At 42.1% G+C, this 20,074-nt stretch carries 18 protein-coding genes; 2 read left to right on the plus strand and 16 right to left on the minus strand.

The window, feature by feature from the left end; all coding sequences use genetic code 11:
* Positions 1 to 342 precede the first annotated feature (342 nt).
* From lysS to pth, 12 genes are all read right to left on the minus strand, one after another.
* Positions 343 to 1,848, minus strand: coding sequence for a lysine--tRNA ligase (gene lysS, locus KTE19_RS09080; RefSeq protein ID WP_217164350.1), 1,506 nt, complete (start codon positions 1,846 to 1,848; stop codon positions 343 to 345).
* Between the two features lie 49 nt (positions 1,849 to 1,897).
* Positions 1,898 to 2,905: a tRNA dihydrouridine synthase DusB gene (dusB, locus tag KTE19_RS09085; RefSeq protein WP_217164353.1), complete on the minus strand. Its 1,008-nt coding sequence runs from the start codon at positions 2,903 to 2,905 to the stop codon at positions 1,898 to 1,900.
* Positions 2,906 to 2,983: 78 nt separating this feature from the next.
* Complete coding sequence (gene hslO / locus KTE19_RS09090; protein WP_217164357.1) at positions 2,984 to 3,886, minus strand: Hsp33 family molecular chaperone HslO; 903 nt, start codon at positions 3,884 to 3,886, stop codon at positions 2,984 to 2,986.
* A gap of 72 nt (positions 3,887 to 3,958) precedes the next feature.
* Complete coding sequence (gene ftsH / locus KTE19_RS09095; protein ID WP_217164359.1) at positions 3,959 to 6,079, minus strand: ATP-dependent zinc metalloprotease FtsH; 2,121 nt, start codon at positions 6,077 to 6,079, stop codon at positions 3,959 to 3,961.
* A gap of 71 nt (positions 6,080 to 6,150) precedes the next feature.
* Positions 6,151 to 6,693, minus strand: coding sequence for a hypoxanthine phosphoribosyltransferase (gene hpt / locus KTE19_RS09100; RefSeq protein ID WP_056981653.1), 543 nt, complete (start codon positions 6,691 to 6,693; stop codon positions 6,151 to 6,153).
* Positions 6,686 to 8,095 (minus strand): tRNA lysidine(34) synthetase TilS, encoded by a 1,410-nt coding sequence (gene tilS, locus KTE19_RS09105; RefSeq protein WP_217164362.1) that lies wholly within the window; start codon positions 8,093 to 8,095, stop codon positions 6,686 to 6,688. The genes hpt and tilS overlap by 8 nt, the downstream gene beginning before the upstream one ends.
* 143 nt (positions 8,096 to 8,238) lie before the next feature.
* The gene (locus KTE19_RS09110; protein ID WP_217164365.1) at positions 8,239 to 8,715 is read right to left on the minus strand and encodes a S1 domain-containing RNA-binding protein; all 477 of its coding nucleotides are present in this window, start codon (positions 8,713 to 8,715) and stop codon (positions 8,239 to 8,241) included.
* Between the two features lie 167 nt (positions 8,716 to 8,882).
* Complete coding sequence (locus tag KTE19_RS09115; protein WP_217342121.1) at positions 8,883 to 9,293, minus strand: FtsB family cell division protein; 411 nt, start codon at positions 9,291 to 9,293, stop codon at positions 8,883 to 8,885.
* A gap of 93 nt (positions 9,294 to 9,386) precedes the next feature.
* Positions 9,387 to 9,659 carry an RNA-binding S4 domain-containing protein gene (locus KTE19_RS09120; RefSeq protein ID WP_217164372.1) on the minus strand — a complete coding sequence of 91 codons (273 nt, stop codon included), beginning with the start codon at positions 9,657 to 9,659 and terminating at the stop codon, positions 9,387 to 9,389.
* Positions 9,649 to 11,232 (minus strand): putative polysaccharide biosynthesis protein, encoded by a 1,584-nt coding sequence (locus tag KTE19_RS09125; protein WP_217342122.1) that lies wholly within the window; start codon positions 11,230 to 11,232, stop codon positions 9,649 to 9,651. Before KTE19_RS09125 ends, KTE19_RS09120 begins: the two co-directional genes overlap by 11 nt.
* Positions 11,222 to 14,755 carry a transcription-repair coupling factor gene (gene mfd / locus KTE19_RS09130; RefSeq protein ID WP_217342123.1) on the minus strand — a complete coding sequence of 1,178 codons (3,534 nt, stop codon included), beginning with the start codon at positions 14,753 to 14,755 and terminating at the stop codon, positions 11,222 to 11,224. Before mfd ends, KTE19_RS09125 begins: the two co-directional genes overlap by 11 nt.
* 16 nt (positions 14,756 to 14,771) lie before the next feature.
* Positions 14,772 to 15,332: an aminoacyl-tRNA hydrolase gene (gene pth, locus KTE19_RS09135; RefSeq protein WP_217164379.1), complete on the minus strand. Its 561-nt coding sequence runs from the start codon at positions 15,330 to 15,332 to the stop codon at positions 14,772 to 14,774.
* A 214-nt stretch (positions 15,333 to 15,546) separates the two neighbouring features.
* Between pth and KTE19_RS09140 the strand changes: the two genes are divergently transcribed.
* Together KTE19_RS09140 and cbpA are read left to right on the plus strand one after the other, a co-directional pair.
* A complete protein-coding gene (locus tag KTE19_RS09140; RefSeq protein WP_056981660.1) occupies positions 15,547 to 16,509 on the plus strand; it encodes an L-lactate dehydrogenase in 963 nt (320 codons plus the stop codon).
* A 202-nt stretch (positions 16,510 to 16,711) separates the two neighbouring features.
* Positions 16,712 to 17,356, plus strand: a complete 645-nt coding sequence (gene cbpA, locus KTE19_RS09145; protein WP_056981641.1) for a cyclic di-AMP binding protein CbpA — start codon at positions 16,712 to 16,714, stop codon at positions 17,354 to 17,356.
* Between the two features lie 299 nt (positions 17,357 to 17,655).
* Here the strand turns inward: cbpA and KTE19_RS09150 are convergent, their stop codons facing one another.
* The 4 genes from KTE19_RS09150 to acpS form a co-directional block, all read right to left on the minus strand.
* A complete protein-coding gene (locus tag KTE19_RS09150; RefSeq protein ID WP_054747235.1) occupies positions 17,656 to 18,033 on the minus strand; it encodes a type II toxin-antitoxin system PemK/MazF family toxin in 378 nt (125 codons plus the stop codon).
* An 8-nt stretch (positions 18,034 to 18,041) separates the two neighbouring features.
* Positions 18,042 to 18,326 (minus strand): antitoxin, encoded by a 285-nt coding sequence (locus KTE19_RS09155; RefSeq protein WP_217164382.1) that lies wholly within the window; start codon positions 18,324 to 18,326, stop codon positions 18,042 to 18,044.
* 71 nt (positions 18,327 to 18,397) lie between these two features.
* A complete protein-coding gene (alr, locus tag KTE19_RS09160) occupies positions 18,398 to 19,522 on the minus strand; it encodes an alanine racemase (protein WP_217164384.1) in 1,125 nt (374 codons plus the stop codon).
* Between the two features lie 7 nt (positions 19,523 to 19,529).
* Positions 19,530 to 19,886, minus strand: a complete 357-nt coding sequence (gene acpS, locus KTE19_RS09165; RefSeq protein ID WP_217164386.1) for a holo-ACP synthase — start codon at positions 19,884 to 19,886, stop codon at positions 19,530 to 19,532.
* Between the last annotated feature and the right edge of the window lie 188 nt (positions 19,887 to 20,074).

The raw sequence follows: 20,074 nt of genomic DNA on the forward strand, positions 1-20,074 counted from the left end.
GTGTAGCTCATGATTATATTTATTACTTGTTTTACGAATTGACTTCGCAAATGTTTGATTCCGAAATGAATCGGAACGCCCTGCACATTTGTTTGTCGAAAATTTTGTTCAGTTTTCAAAGGTCTACAATGTTGTTTTGAAAACTCATATGTCCTTCGCGACAACTATTTAAATATACCACGCTGTCTTTTTTGTGTCAATAACTTTTTTAAACGAAATCGCTTATCATGGATGACACATGTCCGAAACAGCATCTATAAATATACCGAAAAATTGACTACACGTCAAGAGGAAATATAAAAAACACCCGTTAAAAAACGGATGTTCATAATTTAAGCTAAATTATTCAGTTGTTGTGTTGTCTTCCGGCCTCATAGTTGGGAATAAAATGACGTCTCGAATCGAAGGTGCATCGGTAAGCAACATCACCAAACGATCAATCCCAATTCCAAGTCCACCTGTAGGCGGCATACCATACTCCAAGGCTTCTACATAATCCTCGTCAATACCTTCTGCCTCATCATTACCCTCTTGACGCTCTTTAACTTGAGCTTCAAAACGTTGCTTTTGGTCAATTGGATCATTTAATTCAGAAAAGGCATTGGCAAACTCACTACCAACAGCATACAATTCAAATCGGTCCGTAAAGCGAGGGTCGTCGTGATTCTTCTTAGCCAGTGGAGAAATCTCGACTGGGTGACCATAGATGAAAGTTGGTTGCTCCAAAGTATTCTGAACTTTTTCTTCAAAGAAAGCGTTGATAATATGGCCAGTCTTCCACCACTTCTCATAATGGACATGATTTTCATCGGCAAGCTTTTTAGCATCATCATCAGACATTGGCTTCCAAAAATCAATTCCCGTTACATCCTTAATGGCGTCTACCATGTGCTCACGTTTAAAAGTTTGATTCAAATCGATCGTATGGCCTTGGTAAGTAATTACATTGTCATTCGTCACAGCCGCTGCCGCCGCCTTCACAATGCCTTCTGTTTCATCCATAACATCATGAAAATCATAATAGGCAACATATGACTCAAGCATGGTAAATTCAGGATTATGACGGGTATCCATTCCTTCATTTCTGAAAACACGGCCAATTTCATAAACCCGTTCCATGCCACCAACAATAAGCCGCTTCAGATGCAATTCCAAAGCGATTCTCAAATAAAGGTCAATATCGAGCGCATTATGATGCGTGATAAATGGCCGGGCATTCGCACCACCTGCTTGATTATGTAAAACAGGCGTTTCAACCTCTAAATAATCATTAGAATCCAAATAATGGCGGATTGCGGAAATAATTTTAGTCCGCTTTTGGAACCGATCAAAGCTATCCTGATTGGAAATCAGATCAAGATAACGTTGACGATAACGCTGTTCCTTGTCTTTAAGACCATGATACTTATCAGGAAGTGGTCGAAGTGCCTTTGACAAAAATGTCACAGATTCGGCACGAACGGTCAATTCACCCATGTCAGTCTTGATGATTTGACCAGAGATACCTAAGTGATCACCAATATCAGATCGCTTAAAGATGTGGTAAATATCTTCGCCAACAATATCTTTTCGAACGTAGATCTGGATCTTGCCAGTTCGGTCCTTTAAGTCAGCAAAGCCAACTTTACCTTTACCTCGCTTAGCAATCATCCGACCGGCAACAGTCACTTTTTTGTCTTGGACCATCAGGTCGTCTTTATCAAAGCCATCAAATTCATCATGCAGTTGTTCTGCAAGATGAGACCGAACGAATCGGTGGCCGAAAGGATCAATTCCTTCCTCTCTTAATTCATCCATCTTCTGTCGACGAACAATCATTTGATCGTTCATTTCTTTATCTTTCGCCAATGTGAAACCTCCTAGGTGGTATTAAGCTATTAATAATCATAACACAAAATTATTGGGCAATTTGGTGATGGCGGGCATTTCGCTCAGCATTTTTCTCTAAAAATTCGTTAAAAATATCATCCATCGCTTGCTCACCGTCAGCGTTGACAAGGGCAACCTTAGTTCGTGCAGAGTGAGAGATTCCCTTCAAGTAATAGCTGGATTGACCCCTAAATTCATGGGAACCGGCATAATCGCCCTTGAGTTCAACCAATCGATGAAGATGCTCTTTTGCAGTTGCAATTTTTTCAGCAGGAGTTGGTTCAGGCAACATTTCACCAGTTTCCAAATAGTACTTAGTTTGCTTCAAAATCCAGGGATTGCCTTCAACTGCCCGACCCATCATGACAGCGTCAGCACCGACTTCATCCAACATCTTTTTGGCATCCTGAGGGGTCCTCACATCCCCATTGCCCATGAACGGAATCGTCAACTCATTTGCAACTTGCTTGAGAATATCCCAGTTAGCATGGCCCATATACATTTGTTTGCGAGTCCGACCATGCATCGCCAAAGCAGCCGCCCCAGCTTTTTGAGCGGCAAGAGCATTCTCAACTGCAAAAATATGGTCTTCGTCCCAACCAGTTCGCATTTTGACCGTAACCGGCTTCTTAACAGCGTCTGTGACGTAAGAAACCATTTCGTAGACCTTCTTAGGATCCAGCAACCAGCGAGCGCCTGCATCGGTTTTAACCACCTTATTCACTGGGCAGCCCATGTTAATATCAATAATGTCGGCAGCGGTATTCTGATCAACAAATTTGGCAGCTTGAACCAGGGTTTCTTTAGTCCCGCCAAAAATTTGGATACTCATTGGATGTTCCTTAGGATCAACAAACATCATATCCAATGTCTTCTGATTCTTATACATAATTCCACGATCAGAAATCATTTCGCAAACAACCAGTCCAGCACCAAACTCTTTACAAATAATTCTAAATGCAGAATTGGTCACCCCAGCCATTGGGGCAACAACCAAACGATTAGGAATCGTCACATCGCCAATTTTCCATTCCATAATTTCACCTCAAAATTCTAATGTCATTCGTCATAAAATCCGTTTGCTATCTTATCACAAATTGAGTGGGATGAGTAGCTATTCCGATTTTTGGGATCGGGATTTTGCAGCGGCAATTATCGTTGCCAGTTCATCTTCATTGTAGTGATATTTGGATTGACAGAAATTGCAGGTGACATCAGTTCCCTTGTCTTCTTTGAGCATGGTTTCAAGTTGAGGCACCGGGAGCCCCTCAAGATCGCGGCCAAATTTAACTTTTGAACAATTACAATAAAATTCAACTGGCATCTTGTTCAAGAAATGAAGATTCCCCTTACCAAAGATGTGTTCCAAGATAGATTCAGGCAATTCATCTGTCTTTAATATTTCAGAAATTGCTGGTAATGCATTGATCCGATTAACAATCTTTGTGATAGCTTCATCCTTGGCACCCGGAAGTACTTGAATGAGATAACCACCAGCTGTCTCAATTCCACCCTTTTGATCAATCGTCACTGAAACGCCAACTGCAGAGGGGACTTGTTCGGATTGTGCCAGGTAATACGTAAAATCATCACCAATTTCCCCAGAAGTTAACGGTACTGAGCTGGTATAAGGATCTTCACCTTCAGAAGTACGGGTAACTTCCACAAAGCCGTCCGTTCCAACGGCCTCGCCGATAGTCATTGCCTGACCAGCATCATTGGTGACCGGAACCTGTGGATTGTGCATGAAGCCCTTTACATGACCATCGGCATCTGAATCTGCAACAATCTCACCTGTCATTCCCTTACCATTAATCTTTGCGGTGATCGCTTCATCATTTTTGTTGACCGAGGTTGCCAACATGGTTGTGGCAATCAATACCCTCCCTAAGACAACTGAGGAAACCGCAGAGGTATGATGATCCTTTTGGGCCGTTGCGACCGTTTGCTTGGCATTTACAGCATATGCTCTAAAAAGGCCATCCGTTGATGTTGCCTTAACTAAATAATCGTCCAATAAAATACACTCCCGTCATAATAAAAACGAGCTTAGAGATGTCAACCATCCTAAACTCATTTTGATATTTAATTATTCGTTATTGTCATCATGGTGTTGACTATCGCTTTGGCTTGAACTGTCTGGCTGAGAAGCATTACTGGTGTCATTTGGTTGAGTGCCATCAGAAGATGATGATTCACCTTGAGTATGATCCTTTTCCATTTGAGCTTGACGTTCTGCTTCCTTACGTTCCAATTCTCGTTTAGCTTCTTCAAAAGTAGCTGCTCGTTCGCTTGGGAAATCATTGGTCTTAGAACTTTCAGGCATTTTACCAGTGTTCCAGAGAGACAAAATCTGTTTCTCATCCAACGTTTCGTACTTCAAAAGAGCTTCAGCAATAATCTTATGCTTATCACGATGTTCATCAATAATCTTAGTAGCCGTTTCATGGGCTTCATTAGTCAATCGACGAACTTCATCATCAACGGCCGCAGCGGTTGCTTGAGAATAACGAGGGCCATAGGTATCCTGTGCAGGATTTTCCAATTGAACTGGCCCTAATCGTTTACTCATCCCATACTGGGTCACCATTGCCCGAGCAATATTAGTCGCTTGTTCAAAGTCATTAGAAGCACCAGATGATTGTGATTTGAAGATAATTTCTTCAGCAGCACGACCACCCATTAAACCAGCCATCTGTTCCATGGCATCCTTCTTAGACATCAACTGTTGATCTTCTCGAGGCAGCATGATGGCATAACCGCCAGCACGACCACGAGGGACAATTGTTACTTTATGAACAACCCGTGCGTCATTCAAGACTAAGCCAACAACTGTATGACCAGCCTCATGATAAGCAACGGTTTCTCGTTCTTCTTTCGAAATGACTCGATTCCGCTTGGCAGGACCGGCAATGACCCGATCCTCGGCTTCATCGATATCACTGGCATCAATTTGCGACTTATTACGACGAGCGGCAAGCAGCGCAGCTTCGTTCAATAAGTTAGCCAAATCGGCACCAACGAATCCGGGAGTTTGTTTAGCGATCTCATGGAGATCAACATCATTTGCCAAAGGTTTGTTATTAGAATGGACCTTCAAAATAGCTTCACGGCCATTAATATCAGGTCGACCAACCAGAATCTTCCGATCAAAACGACCAGGACGGGTTAAAGCTGGATCCAAAACATCGGCACGGTTGGTAGCGGCAATAACAATAACTCCTTCGTTACCGCTAAAACCATCCATTTCAACCAGTAATTGGTTAAGGGTTTGTTCACGTTCATCGTGACCACCACCCATACCGGCACCACGACGTCGGCCTACGGCATCAATTTCATCAATGAAGATGATGGCTGGAGCAGCTTTCTTGGCTTGATCGAACAAGTCACGAACACGGCTGGCACCAACACCAACAAACATTTCAACGAAATCAGAACCAGAGATTGAGTAGAACGGCACGCCGGCTTCACCAGCAACGGCTTTGGCCAGCAATGTTTTACCAGTACCAGGAGGCCCCTCAAGTAACACACCATGAGGAATGGTAGCTCCCAAAGTTGTGAATTTACGTGGATCTTTTAAGAATTCAACAACTTCGACAAGCTCTTGTTTCTCTTCCTCTTCACCTGCAACATCCGAGAAACGAACCTTGTTTTGCTTACTATCGGCAGGTTTGGCCTTAGACTTGCCAAACTTCATCACACCGTTGTTGCCACCGCCTTGGCCACCTGCTCGGCCCATCATCATGTAGAAGAACCAAACAAACAATAGTAGTGGTAAAACGTAAACTAAAAGATTAACCCAGAAACCGCTGGATTCCTCTGGCTTAGCGTTCATTTTGACATTGTTAGCCTGTGATGCCTTGGTAATTTCAGCAATTGAGGAGTTATTCTCGAGAACTGTTGTGGAAAACTTCGTAACTTCTTTCGATTGACTTTGGTTACCACCAATCAAAAATCCAGTGGCGACCTTTGCCTTTTGGCCTTGTCTATAAGTTCCTGTAATCTTATAGACGCCACCTGAAGGCTGAATTGAAAAGCTTTTTACTTTGTCATCTTTTAAATTCTTAACAAATTGGCTGGATTGAATCTCTTGTGACTGAGTATTGTTGTTATTACTGCCACTAAAGAAGTAAAAGACACCCATTACCAATAAGAATATGACAATGTAAAACAGACTATTTCGGAAAAGCCCATTTTTATTCGAGTTCATCAACGTCCTCCTCAAAAATATTATTTCATGTTGATAGTCAAGATACTACCACAATTGACCTTTTTTGACCATTAATTGTTTGTATAAATTTCTGGCTTCAAGACACCAATGTATGGAAGGTTACGATACTTCTCATCATAATCCAAACCATAACCCACCACGAATTCATTTGGAACCTCAAAACCAATGTAATCGGCATGGGCGTCAACTGTTCGTCTGGCAGGCTTATCCAACAACGAACAGACCTTAATGGTACTTGCCCCGCGAGCTTTTAGTGTGTCCAAAAGGAACTTAAGTGTCTGCCCTGTATCAACGATATCTTCAACGATCACAACGTCTCGGCCTGAAACATCCGTGTTGATATCCGTAATCAGCTCGACATCCCCAGATGATTCCGTTCCGCCATGATAACTGGATACATCGATAAAATCAATTTGCATGTATGTATCGGCTGCTCGGACTATGTCAGTCATAAAGAACGTGGCACCCTTCAACACGCCAATGACAACTGGAAATTTACCCTGATATTCTTGTTGAATCTGCTTGCCAAGTCGATGACAGGCTTCGCTAATCTGTTCCTGACTATATAAAACTTTTAAGATATCGTTATCCATTTTTAATTCCTTTTCCCTTTAAAAAGTTAATTTGACCTTTTTCAACTAAGTATAATGTTTGTCCATTTTCGATGGATTGGGTAATTGAAACACTTTTGACGCCAAGGACAGCTAAAGTTTGGTGTTGTGAAGTTTGTAATAACCTGACACGTTCACGCACTTCATTGGGCACCTTGGCATTAATCAAAACTCTGCTCACTTTTTGGCTGCCGCCGCCCTTCAGCTGAAGCCTATCACCGGGCCTCGGAGAAGCGATATTCAGTGGTAAATCGATCCGAGACAATCGAAACTCGGTGATTTTTTGTTGCTGATTCTCAGGGCGACTAGAGAAGATGCCAAATTGATAACCGGTTCCAATTGAATACCAACGATCTAATATTACCATAAATCCAGTTTTGTTTTCACAATTTGTCGCTGGATTTAGGCTTTTTTTAGTAATTATTAACTGTTGATACCGCTTGACTGCCCGCCACTGATTTGCGAGATCAATCTCGCCCTGGGGCTTCTTAGGATTATCAATCAACTTCAAAATATTTTGAAGCTGTTTGACCGAAACATCCTCAATCTGAAGTCGGTCCAACAGGATCATTTTGATCACCGAAATTCTAACATTGTCAGAATCGTTTCTCAACTTTTGAAGTGCAATGCTTACTTGTTGATCACCAAATACGCAAACCTGGTCAACTTGTCGGCTCAGTAATTCATTGAGTGACTGAATCGTCGTTTGCAGCTGATTTGAATAATCCAACACGTGCATCAACAATTGTGGATTCTCTTTTTTTAACAGCGGCACAACCTGATGGCGGATCCGATTTCTTTGTACAGTCAACTGACTATTGGTTTTGTCTTCAAACCATTGGATGTGGTGGGCAACAGCAAAATCTCGGATAGTCATTTTGCTAAACGGCAACAGTGGCCGAATAATCATCCCCGTAGCAAAAGGCCGGGTGGAAGAGATACCAATCAGGGATTCCAATTGCCCACCTCGGATCAGCTTCATGATGACTGTTTCGACTAAGTCATCGCCATGATGTGCGGTTAACAAAACGTTGGCGTGGTATTCTTTCAAGACCCGTTTAAAAAAATGATACCGAAACGTTCTGGCTGCGGCCTCAATTCCATTATTTGGGTGCTCAGACATTGGCCATTTAGTGGCGGCCAACGCGATACCATGTGCTTTGCAAAACTGATGAATAAAGGCTGTTTCCCGTTTACTGGCGGGCCGCAGTTGGTGATCAACATAAGCAACAATTATTTTTGGCTGGCCATTCGTTAACCCCGCAATCAAATGAAGTAAAGTCATGGAATCGACACCCGTTGATACGGCAATGACCACCGGTTGCCCCGGCTGCCACCAGTGGTTTTGAGAAACTATTCGACTAAACTTTTCTTGCAGATCCACAAAAACCTCCTGTCAATAACAAAGGAACTGGACCACACTTTCGTCTGGATTCCAGTCCCCTTTGTTATTCAACGATCAATTACTGGTCAATCTTCATCATTCGGGAAATTCGATCATGATTGACCGCTCAACTCTTAAATAACTTAGCTGCGACGGCCACCACGGCCACCACGCTTACCTTCAGTGTTCTTTCGAAGAGTTGACAGACGATCTTCACTTTCCTTAAGGAATCCAGACATCATATCGTCAAAACTTTCTGGATGATTGCTCGAATGGGCATTATGATTTGAATTATTATGTGAATGACCACCACGGCGCTCGTGATTGTCATGGCTTTCATGTGATTCGTGACGTTGATGTTCACCGTGAGATGGCTCTGCATGATGTGATTCAGAAGCTTTACGAATTGAAAGGCTGATCTTATTGCCATCAATTTTAAGGACTTTAACAGTTACCTCATCGCCAACTTTTAATACATCATGAATATCTTTAACAAATCCGTCGGAAACCTCACTAATATGGACTAATCCAGTTCGATGGTCACCTAAATCAATAAATGCACCAAAATTTGTAATTCCTGAAACTTTTCCAGTTACTTTTTCCCCAACTTCAATTGCCATGTAAAAATATGTTCCTCCTACTGTGATAGTGTTTCAAGTATAGCATATTTTGCTTTCAGTCGTGCAAACAATTTAGGCCTGCCTGCTCAAAGCAATTCATCAAAATTACCAAAGACACAACAAACCGGCTGTGATCAAAACAATGGTTTTGTTCAGCCGGTTAAAGGTCATTCTGCATCGTCATCGTTAACATCTTTAGGCGCTTGATTGGGGAAACTGTATACCGTTTCCCCAGGTTTAGTGTAATAATAGCGATCGCGAATAATTTTTTCCACGTAACTCTTATCATTTAACTGAGCGACCTCAGCATGCAACACTTTGCTAATCGCCTTTTGATGTTGATATTTCTTTTCTTGGCGAGTGATTTGAACATTGACATCAGCGTAATTCACTTTGGCACGAACAATTTGCACGGCAAAAGCAATTACGAATAAAGAAAAAATTCCAATAATCATCAATGCCCGTTTCTTACGTCGATTGCTCAACATTGTCACGGCCTGATTTTGACTCATTTCAATTTCGCGGCGTTTGGTGAAGTCGTTTTCCAACTTTTTAATTTTGCCATGTTCTGATGTCATACTAAATCCCCCGATTTAATCACACATTCTATGAATAAATTATACCAACAATATACAATTTGTCCATGCAATTCCGGAGGTTTATTAATTTAATTATTCGTTTTTGTAATCGCGTTCATACTTTTCTGAGGTAATCTCATACATTCGTTGAGCATCATCTTTTTTAGTTGTATCAAGTAACTCTTTAACTAAAATCGTTAATGTTTTGTTACCAAACTTAATGGTGACTTCGTCGTTAGACTTCACATCAGAGGATGATTTAGCGACTTTACCGTTGATCAAGATCCGACCCTTGTCAGCAATCTCTTTGGCGACAGAACGGCGCTTGATGATTCTGGAAACTTTCAGAAATTTATCAATTCTCATTAGAATTTGCTCCTTTAATTTTGATGAATCGGCTAACCATTGGGATTGTCAGCCATTCACGTAATGTAAAAACATTCAGCCATTTGCAACCGATGAAAAAGATTCCTATTCCAAGCGGCACACAGATCACCGTAATTACAAACGATTCCAGACGACTATTCTTAACCAGATCCGCCAAATTGACCCCGGTTGCAACCAGCCAAACGCTGGCAGCCATTACAATTAAGATCAGGACCAATTTTCCAAACTGTTGTCCAGAAAATAATTTCCGCAATTCATGACTGGTCATCGTCATCAGAACAACCAACATGATTATCAGGCTCGCGACAGTTGAATAACTCGACCCAATGATGCCAAAGTGGTCCACCGCTAACCGGTTGGTCAGAATCTTGAAGAGAAACCCAATGATAATTGCTACCATGACCGGGGTATAAATATTCTTGCTCTGGAGAATCGTATTGGCAACAAACAACATGCTCGCAAACACAATACTTAGGCAATAGACGCTGATTGTCAAATTAAGTTTCCCACTTGAAAATAGCAGTGTGTTAATTTGGGGCATTAACACAAATAACCCCACACTCATCGCAAGCGATAACGCAAAATTAACGCGAAAACTAGTCGTTGCAATGTGCCCAAAAGTTACATCCTGGGTCTTCTTGTTGGCGACTGCCAAGCTAGGCATTACCGCAGTCACAGAAGCAGTACTGACTACCAGCCCCATTTGAACCATTGTCTGAGAACGATCATAAATCCCTTTCAAATTCTGTGCATGCGCCAGCGAATAGCCAATATCCCGCAACCCTGACACCAGGGTAAACGAATCGACCAATTGGAGCAGTAACATCACGGCCGTGACTAGGCAAATCGTACCGCCTTCCAACAATATTCGATGTAATAAATGAGCTGTCTGATCTGGTTTGATCGGCCTGGGAACATCGATTTTTTTCACCCAGCTCCTCACAATCATCAGGGCAGCCAACCCGGCAATCGGTGCTGAAAGCATTGCAATCGTCCCCATTTTATATGGGTTAACTAAACTTCGGGCGGCCCAAAATGCCACGGCCAAAATGACTGTTACTCGGATGACTTGTTCAACAACTTGAGAATACGCGGTCGGCTTCATATTCAATTTACCCTGGAAATAACCCCGCCAGCTAGAAAGAAATGGAATTAACAGAAACATCCAACTAACCGCTTGAATAACGGGCTGTAATTGATTATCAGCCATGGCATGGGACACAATTCCAGCCCCAAATTGTAGGATACAAAAGATAAATCCACAAATCACCACTAAAACAGTCTGAATACGCTGCACGAGCGCAATTTGATCATTTGGATCGGGGGTATCCGCCACTAATTTAGATATAAAAACCGGCAACCCCGTCAGTGCAAACGTCATCCCAATTCCATAAATCGGGTAAATTTGTTGGTAGACATAAAAACCAATGTTTCCAACCATATTTTGAAAGGGGATTCGATACACGGCACTTAATAACTTGGCGACGAAGGAAGCAACGGTAAGCAGTAGCGTTCCTGCCAATACTTGTTTTCTCTTGGATTTATTTTTCATCCGCTTTTACCTTCGCCGCATAATGTGCATGGCGGGTTTCGGTGAGCTGCTTCACCAGCGAAATCATTTGCGCCAACCAATTCTTCATGTTCGGCTGGACTGTCAATTGAATCACATATTGATCATTCTCTGTATTGATCGTTGCTCGGAACTTAGTTTTGGAAATTGCTTCCAGTAATTCCTTACTTTCAAATGCCGCATTCGCCCGTGGAGAAAAAGTGATCGTCACTTTTGGCGCAGCCTGATGAATCTTCTTAACTAAGGCATAATCTGCATACATCTTCAGCTCTGCGATATCTAATAGGTTGCCAACGACTTCGTTGTAGTCACCAAAACGATCCACTAAGTCATCCTTCACTTCGTTCAATTGATCCTGGTTTTCGATTTGGCGAATCCGCTTATAGATTTCAATTTTTTGCTGATTATCTTCAATATAATCACTTGGAAGATAAGCTTCGAGGTCCAGCTCAATTGTGGCATCGGTTTTATATTCAAAATTCTTGCCTCGTTTTTTGGCAACCGCGTCAGACAACATTTGGGTATATAAATCATAACCAACAGAGTCAACGAACCCGTGCTGTTGCTTTCCAAGCAAGTTGCCTGCTCCACGAATGGACAGATCTCGCATCGCAATTTTGAAGCCGGACCCCAACTCAGTGAAGTCCCGAATGGCTTCAAGCCGCTTCTCACCAATCTCTGTTAACACTTTATTGGGCTTGTACATAAAGTATGCATAAGCCACCCGGCTGCTCCGGCCAATTCTGCCCCGCAGTTGATAAAGCTGAGATAAGCCCATTCGATCGGCGTTTTCCACGAACAAGGTGTTGACATTAGGAATATCGACTCCCGTTTCAATAATTGTTGTCGTAACCAGGACGTCGTACTCATCATTAATGAAGTCATACAAAATATCTTCCATCTGGTTTTCAGACATTTGACCATGAATATAGCCAACCCTGGCTTCAGGCACCAACGCACTGATTTGTTCAACCGTTCGTTCAATATCCTCCACTCGATTGTGAAGGTAAAAGACCTGACCGCCCCGAGACATTTCCCGTTCGATTGCTTCACGAATGGTTCCGGCATTCTGCTCAATGACATATGTTTGAATCGGATAACGGTTAGACGGGGGCGTTTCAATGACCGACAAATCCCGAACGCCCATCATCGACATGTTCAAAGTTCTCGGAATTGGCGTAGCAGTGAGTGTCAAAACGTCAACATCAGAACGCATCTCTTTGATCCGTTCCTTATGTTTAACGCCAAACCGTTGTTCCTCATCAATAATTAATAACCCCAGATCATTAAAATGGACATCCTTAGACAGCAGTCGGTGGGTGCCGACAACCACATCAACGGTACCATTCTTTAAACCAGCCAAAGTTTCTTTCACTTGGGCCGTCGTCTGAAATCGAGACAGCACCCGCACTGTAATCGGATAGTCCCCAAAGCGGTCAAGCATGGTCTCGTAATGTTGCTGAGCCAAAATTGTCGTTGGCACTAAAAAAGCAACTTGTTTGCCGACTTCGATCGCTTTAAAGGCAGCTCGTAATGCCACTTCGGTTTTCCCATAACCAACATCGCCAACTAACAATCGATCCATCGGGTGTTGACGCTCCATATCACGCTTGATTTCAGTTGCACTCCGCAGTTGGTCAGGGGTTTCGGTATACGGAAAGCTTGCCTCAAATTCAGCTTGAAGCGAATCGTCGGGCGGGTAAGCATAACCCTTTTCCGATCCCCGTTTGGCATACAGTTCAATTAGGTCATCAGCGATATCTTCAATTTTTGAAGCAACTTTACGCTTGGTCTTGGCCCATTCACCGCCACCCAACTTATTAATTCGAGGATGCTTGTCCTCAGATGAGACGTATTTTTGAATTAAGTTTAGTTGCGTTACCGGAATAAAGAGTTTTGCGCTGTCCCGATAAGAAATGGTCATGTAATCCTGGTGCTTGCCATCGACCTCCATGGTTTTCATACCCTCATAGCGGCCAATCCCGTGGTTCACATGAACAACATAGTCGCCAGGCTTGAGGTCCGTATAGCTTTTAATTCGTTCGGCATTATTAAACGTCGTTTGCCGCGGCCGCTTTTTGACGACCGTACCGAACATCTCTTTTTCAGTAATAATCACCAGATTTGAAATCGGTAATTCAAACCCGTTATCTAAGTTGCCTGAAATCAATTGAACTTTGTGGGCCAATAAGTGGTCCTGATCGGTTTCGGTGGCTTGGATTTCGAAATCTGAAAGTGTTTGGGCAACTTTTTGCAGCCGCTTTTCTTCTTGAACCATGATAATGACGGTTGTGTCTTGTTTCTGCCAACGTTTAATTTCGGTACGTAACATCGGCATTTGAGAAAAGAACTGTTGCATTGGCCGGACAGTAATATCTTCAATCGTGCTTAACCGCATGTGGCCCAAGCCCTTTTGAAACAATGACAAAATGAGCGTCGCATGTTGGTTCTTTTTGAACACATTTTTAAAATCATTGGTGTAGCTGGTCCCTTTTAGAACCTCAGCGTGTTTAATCTTATCTGCCAACCATTCGTCATCATCACTGCCAAGTTGCGCAACGGCATCTGTAATCCTAGAATAATCATCAAACACGACGATCCCGTTATCATCCAAGTAGTCAATCAATGAATAATTATGATCGTAAATCTTATCCGCAAATAATAATAACTGGGGATCTCTGAGCCCATTTTCCAAATCCACAATCTGCGGCTCCAAATGATCGGCCAGCTTTTTTGCCTGGGCTTCATCTAATTTCTTCTGCTCGGTGGCCAGCCGCTGCCGTAACTGCGTAACGACTTGCTGCCGCTGTTCATTGTCCATCAACAAGTCTGTCGCCGGTAATATCTCAATTCGCTTGATGGTCTTGATACTCCGCTGATTGGACACATCAAAGGTTCTCATCGAGTCAACTTCGGTATCGAAAAAGTCGATTCGAACAGGATCCTGATGGTTAAGTGGGAAGATATCTAAAATTGATCCCCGAATCGAAAAGTCACCCGGAGCGGCAACCAATTTTTGAAAAACATAACCCATTTGATGAAGTTGCAATTTAATCTTTTCAAGGTCATATTCAGAATCCATGTCAATCGTTAAATTAGCTTTCAGAAATTGTGACTTGGATGGCACCAATCTGCGAATTCCAGAGACCGACGTCACGATGATTGCTGGTTCGCCACTTGCCAGTTTATTTAATGCCAGCACGCGTTGTGATTTATATTCAGGAGAACTGGTGGCAAGTTCGGCAGCTCCCATTTCTTCAACCGGGAATTCGAACAATTGATCATCATCAATAATATTTGCTAAATCATTCACCAATTGGTCAGCATGAAAAAGCGTGTCGACGACCACTATGATCGGCCGCTGCGTTGAGTTAATTAAATTGTTCATTAAAATTGTCCGGGCAGATCCGCCAATTCCAGTGACCAGCTGCCGACTCTCCGGTTTTAGGCCCGAGATAATCTCAGCGTACTGGGGAATCTTCGTTAATAATTGATCTAATCGCAAATCAATCGTCCTTTCACTAGTTATAACGATTTTCGAGTTCAGAAATCGAAAGGCCGTCTACCCAGTCGTCTAATGCATTTACTGCATGATCAGCGGCCTGTTTGAATACAGGGACTTGATCCTTATTAAAGCGCCCCAAAACGTAGTTAACAACACTATTGGCTTTGTCAGGATGCCCAGTTCCAACCCGCACGCGAGTAAAATTCTCGGTTCCCAAATTGGCAATGATACTCTTAATTCCGTTATGGCCGCCAGCGGACCCCTTATCTTTAACGCGGATCTTTCCAACCGGCAAATCCATATCATCATGCACGATTGCAACGTTCTCGACTGGGATATCAAAATAGTCCATCAACGGTTTCACGGCAATTCCGGAATCATTCATAAAAGTCGTTGGTTCAACGACAATCACCTTTTCACTGTTAATGAAGCCAGATCCGTACTTGGCATTCATTTTCCTGGTTTTAATGTTAATATCATGGCTTTGGGCAAATTGTTCAACCACCATGAATCCTGTATTGTGTCTGGTCCGATCATACTGAGGGCCAATGTTGCCTAAGCCGACGATCATTTTCATTCTTTTTTCCTCACATTTCTTCCAACACAAAAGGCTGAACAAGATCCGTTCAGCTGTTGTTAGATTTAACTTAACGCGACAATTATATCATATTCAGCCTTGCAAATGCTCAAAACCTATTTTCTGAAAAAACATTTCAAAATGTGAAAAAATGTCTGAACGAATAAACTTTTGCATGGTATACTTTTGTAGTATGAAAAAATAAATTTTGGAGATGATTTGTTTGGCTCAGAACCGTCAAAAAGTTGCATTAATTGGTGATGGCGCTGTTGGTTCATCATACGCATTTGCAATGATGCAACAGGGACTTGCCGAAGATTTTGTAATCGTTGATGTTATCAAGAAACGTACTGAAGGCGACGCACTTGATCTTGAAGATGCTCAAGTGTTCACTGCCCCAAAGAATATCTATTCAGGTGATTACAAGGACTGTGCCGATGCCGACTTAGCAGTTATTACTGCCGGTGCCCCACAGAAGCCGGGTGAGACTCGTTTGGATCTTGTTAACAAGAACTTAAAGATCATGCAAGCCATCATCAAGCCATTGGTTGATTCAGGATTTAAGGGAATCATTTTGGTTGCCGCAAACCCAGTTGACATTTTGACTTATGCCGCTCAACAGTTCTCTGGCTTTCCAAAGGACCGCGTATTCGGAAGTGGAACTTCATTGGATACGACCCGTCTTCAAGTTGCGTTGGCTAAAAAGCTCAACCTTAACCCCCAATCAGTTGATGCCTACATTATGGGTGAACATGGTGATTCAGAATTTGCCGCTTATTCTGCAGCCCGAGTTGGTGGCGAACCATTCTTAACTGCTGCCAAGCGTGCTGGATTATCAACCGATGATTTAACGAAGATCGAAGACGATGTTCGTAACAAGGCATACGAAATCATCAACCGCAAAGGTGCTACTTTCTACGGTGTTGCGACTGCTTTGATGCGAATCTCCAAAGCCATCTTACACGACGAAAACACGGTCCTTCCTGTCGGTGCACCTGTTGATGGCGAATATGGCCTTCATGACTTGTATATTGGTTCACCTGCCGTTGTTAACGGTTCAGGCATTGCCAGCGTCGTTGAAGTCCCACTAAACGATGACGAAGAAGCCAAGATGCAAGCATCCGCAAAGACTTTGAAAGAAACCCTTACTAGTGGTATGGCTAACTTGAAAAAGTAACCACCATTGAGATGACTTCAATTCCAAGTCTTCATTAACTTATATTCAAACAAATGACTAGGGTAATTCATTTTGCCTTGGTCATTTTTTATTGCTTTTCTCATTATTTTAAATATTGGTGAGAATGATCGTTGGTAAAGGTACTTTTCTAAAAGCGCGTATGTTATTATGAACGTATACAGGTTAAGTTGGAGGAATAAAAATGTTATTAAAAACACTTGTGAAGCCCAAGGAACGATTAGTAACTGTTAAAGAGGACGCAACCTTGGAGGAAGCGCTCAAAACGCTTGAAGATTCTGGTTATCGTTGTGTGCCAATCTTGGATGAAACGGGTACAATCTTCCGTGGCAACATTTATAAAATGCATATTTACCGTCATAAATCACGCGGTGGTGACATGTCACTACCCGTTACAACGTTATTAAAGAATGCAACAAAATTTGTTAACGTTAATTCGGCCTTTTTCCAAGTCTTCTTCTCAATCAAAGATTTACCATACATCGCGGTTTTAGATGATCGAAATAACTTTTACGGTATTTTGACTCATACCCGGCTTCTCGATATGCTTTCTCAATCTTGGAATGTCAATATTGGGAGCTATGTCTTAACCGTCGTTTCCAGTGGTGAACGGGGTGATTTGGAAGAAATTGCCAAAATTATCACTAAATACACCAACATTGCCAGTGTCATTTCATTGGATGCCCAAGAAGGCGAACTCGTTCATCGAATTATGTTCACCCTCCCCGCAGAAGTTGATCAAGATCGACTTAATCGGATTATTGCAGCATTGGAACGGAAAGAATTCCGTGTTCCAGAAGTTGAAAACTTGAAGGAAGAAAATAAATAATTTCCTGATATGACCTGATAATTCATTCAGATCCAAAGACTGAGATAGATGCTTTGAACTTAAGTGAAAAAGCAGTGCATTCTGATTTTGAAATGCACTGCTTTTTGCTTATCTGGTGGATCAACTGTTTGAGCCTTTTTTTAAATGATGAATGTAATTTACACTCACAATTACTGATTGAGAAAAATTATAAGAGCTCTCGTCTAGCATCCAAGATTAGGATCCTAAACGGAAGCTCTTATAGAAACACCATAAATTATTGCGTTTCCTTACGTTTTATTCTATGTATCGATCTCTCACTAATTCTTAATCATTCCGAGACTGATTTTGATTGCTTTATCGACCTTATTCATCTTCGCATTATCGAGGTGTGTTACCTTGTCTCTCAACCGTTGCTTATCAATTGTTCTGATTTGCTCCAGTAAGATAACAGAGTCTCGCTCAATGCCATCGCTCACCGTAATCCCAACATGGGTTGGCATCTTTGGTTTTGAAATTCTGGCAGTAATTGCGGCAACAATGACGGTTGGACTGTAATGATTACCAATGTCATTTTGAATAATCAGGACAGGTCGCATGCCTCCCTGCTCGGAACCAATTACAGGTGAAAGATCTGCGTAGAAAATGTCTCCACGCTTAAATATCGTGTCACTCACCCTTGCACCTCCCATCGTCATCAATCAAACTAATGGAAATTTTGCAATCCTTGACGATACTGAGTCAAATGAACATCAGCGTCTTCTTCACAACAAGAAAAATCATGACTAATTTCCCGGTTCAAACTAGCCATTTCACGATAACCTTTCATTAATCCGTTGATGACTTGCGGGTCGTCAAAAAAGTAATTGATTGCAACCTCAACGACTGCACTCTCGGATAGGCCAACTGTTGAACAAAATTGCTCCAAACGATTTGCAATTCGATCATTGATCATAACTGAAAAATGCCTTTGATTAGTTGCTTTATCCATCGTAATTTCCCCTATATCTCAGATTACTTCACGTTCTAATATACCATGAAACTCATCAGAAAACAGTAACGTTACACATATTTTCTCTTAAGACGGTTACTAAAGCCACAAATCACTTCGTAACTGATCGTCCCAAGATACTTGGCAACATCGTCGACAGTAATTTGCTTGTCGCCGGAATAACCAATGATTGTGACTGGTGTTCCATATTCATAAGACTTTGGTAACTTAATCATAAATTGATCCATGCAAACCCGGCCAACAATTGGGCACCACTGGCCATCAACTAAAACGGAAAAGCCCTGCAGCTTTCTAGGGATACCATCCGCATAACCCACTGGCACTGTGCCAATCCATTCGTCATCTTGTGCAGTATAAGTGGCACCATACCCAATTGACCGGCCCTTTTTGACAAGCTTCACATAAATTAAACCAGCTTGCAATGATAAGGCTGGGTGAATCTGATAAGGAAGTTGAGTAATATCAGTTCCAGATGGGTTCAAGCCATAGGTCGTTATCCCAAACCGGATCATATTCCCGTCACAGGCTTTATGCCACAAACTAGTTGCAGAATTAGCAACATGAACGTACTTGGGACGTTTAGCCACAACGGCCATCAACTTATTGAAATTATCGTACTGATAATTAAAGTAATCGTTATCCAGACTGTCAGCAGTCGCAAAGTGCGTAAAGATCCCTTCAAAATTCATCACATCATGCAAATCCGTTAACACCCGAATGGCTGCTTTTAGTTCGTCAGCGGATTGAAATCCGAGTCGACCCATTCCGGTATCCAACGCCAAGTGAACATTCAGCAGCACTTCACTTGGCACTTGTTCTAAAGTAATTGCTGCTGATTTTAACCACTCCGTAGAACTGACTGTCAACGAAATGTGATAGTCACGAGCAATCGCTGCAAATTCTGGATCCGTAATACCTAATACGAGGATTGGCTCGTTGAAACCGGCATTTCGAAGCGCAAGGGCTTCATCTAGTAAGGCAACACAGAAACCAGCGGCACCGGCTTTTTCTGCGATTCTAGCTACTTGAATTGCGCCATGGCCGTATCCGTTCGCCTTTAGAACAACAAATAGATCCGTTCCCTTGTCCGTATGCTGCCTAGCATTATTAACATTCTCAAATATAGCTTGTTGATTAATCACCAGTTGCGCGTTTCTTAAAGTCCCGACTACCATGACCTCATCACCTATTCTCTAAAATAACTTGGGTTATTACCATACTGTCGGTATGAGATATCGACACAAACGCATTTCCGTCAAATGGATGAGTATAAACGATTGGTTTACCGTCTTGATTGTTGAGAATTGCTAAGTCTTGAAACCGAACTTTTTTGCCCAGACCGGAACCATATGCTTTGGAATATGATTCTTTTGCAGAAAAGCGACCAGCGATATACTCATAACGTCGCTTTTCAGACAACAAATCCAATTGCTGAATTTCAGCCTCCGTCAATACCCGGTTAATGAAATGATGATTTTTCTCAACTGCACCCTTGATTCTATCCATTTCAGTAATATCAATTCCAATTCCAGCAATCATCAAAAATCCCTCACATATCAAGAAAGTTACACTACATAATACCACAAAAAGGGCATGATTAAAACGAGATTCCACCGTGAACAGCCGATTTGATATTAAAAAAAAGACTCTTCGTCAACTGTTGTTGGTGAAACTAAATTCGAGTTCTAATCACTTTGTGATTAGGGCTCTTTTTGTTTTGACCTTGA

The organism is Lentilactobacillus dabitei (genome assembly GCF_019061365.1).
GTDB classification, from domain to species: Bacteria; Bacillota; Bacilli; order Lactobacillales; family Lactobacillaceae; genus Lentilactobacillus; species Lentilactobacillus dabitei.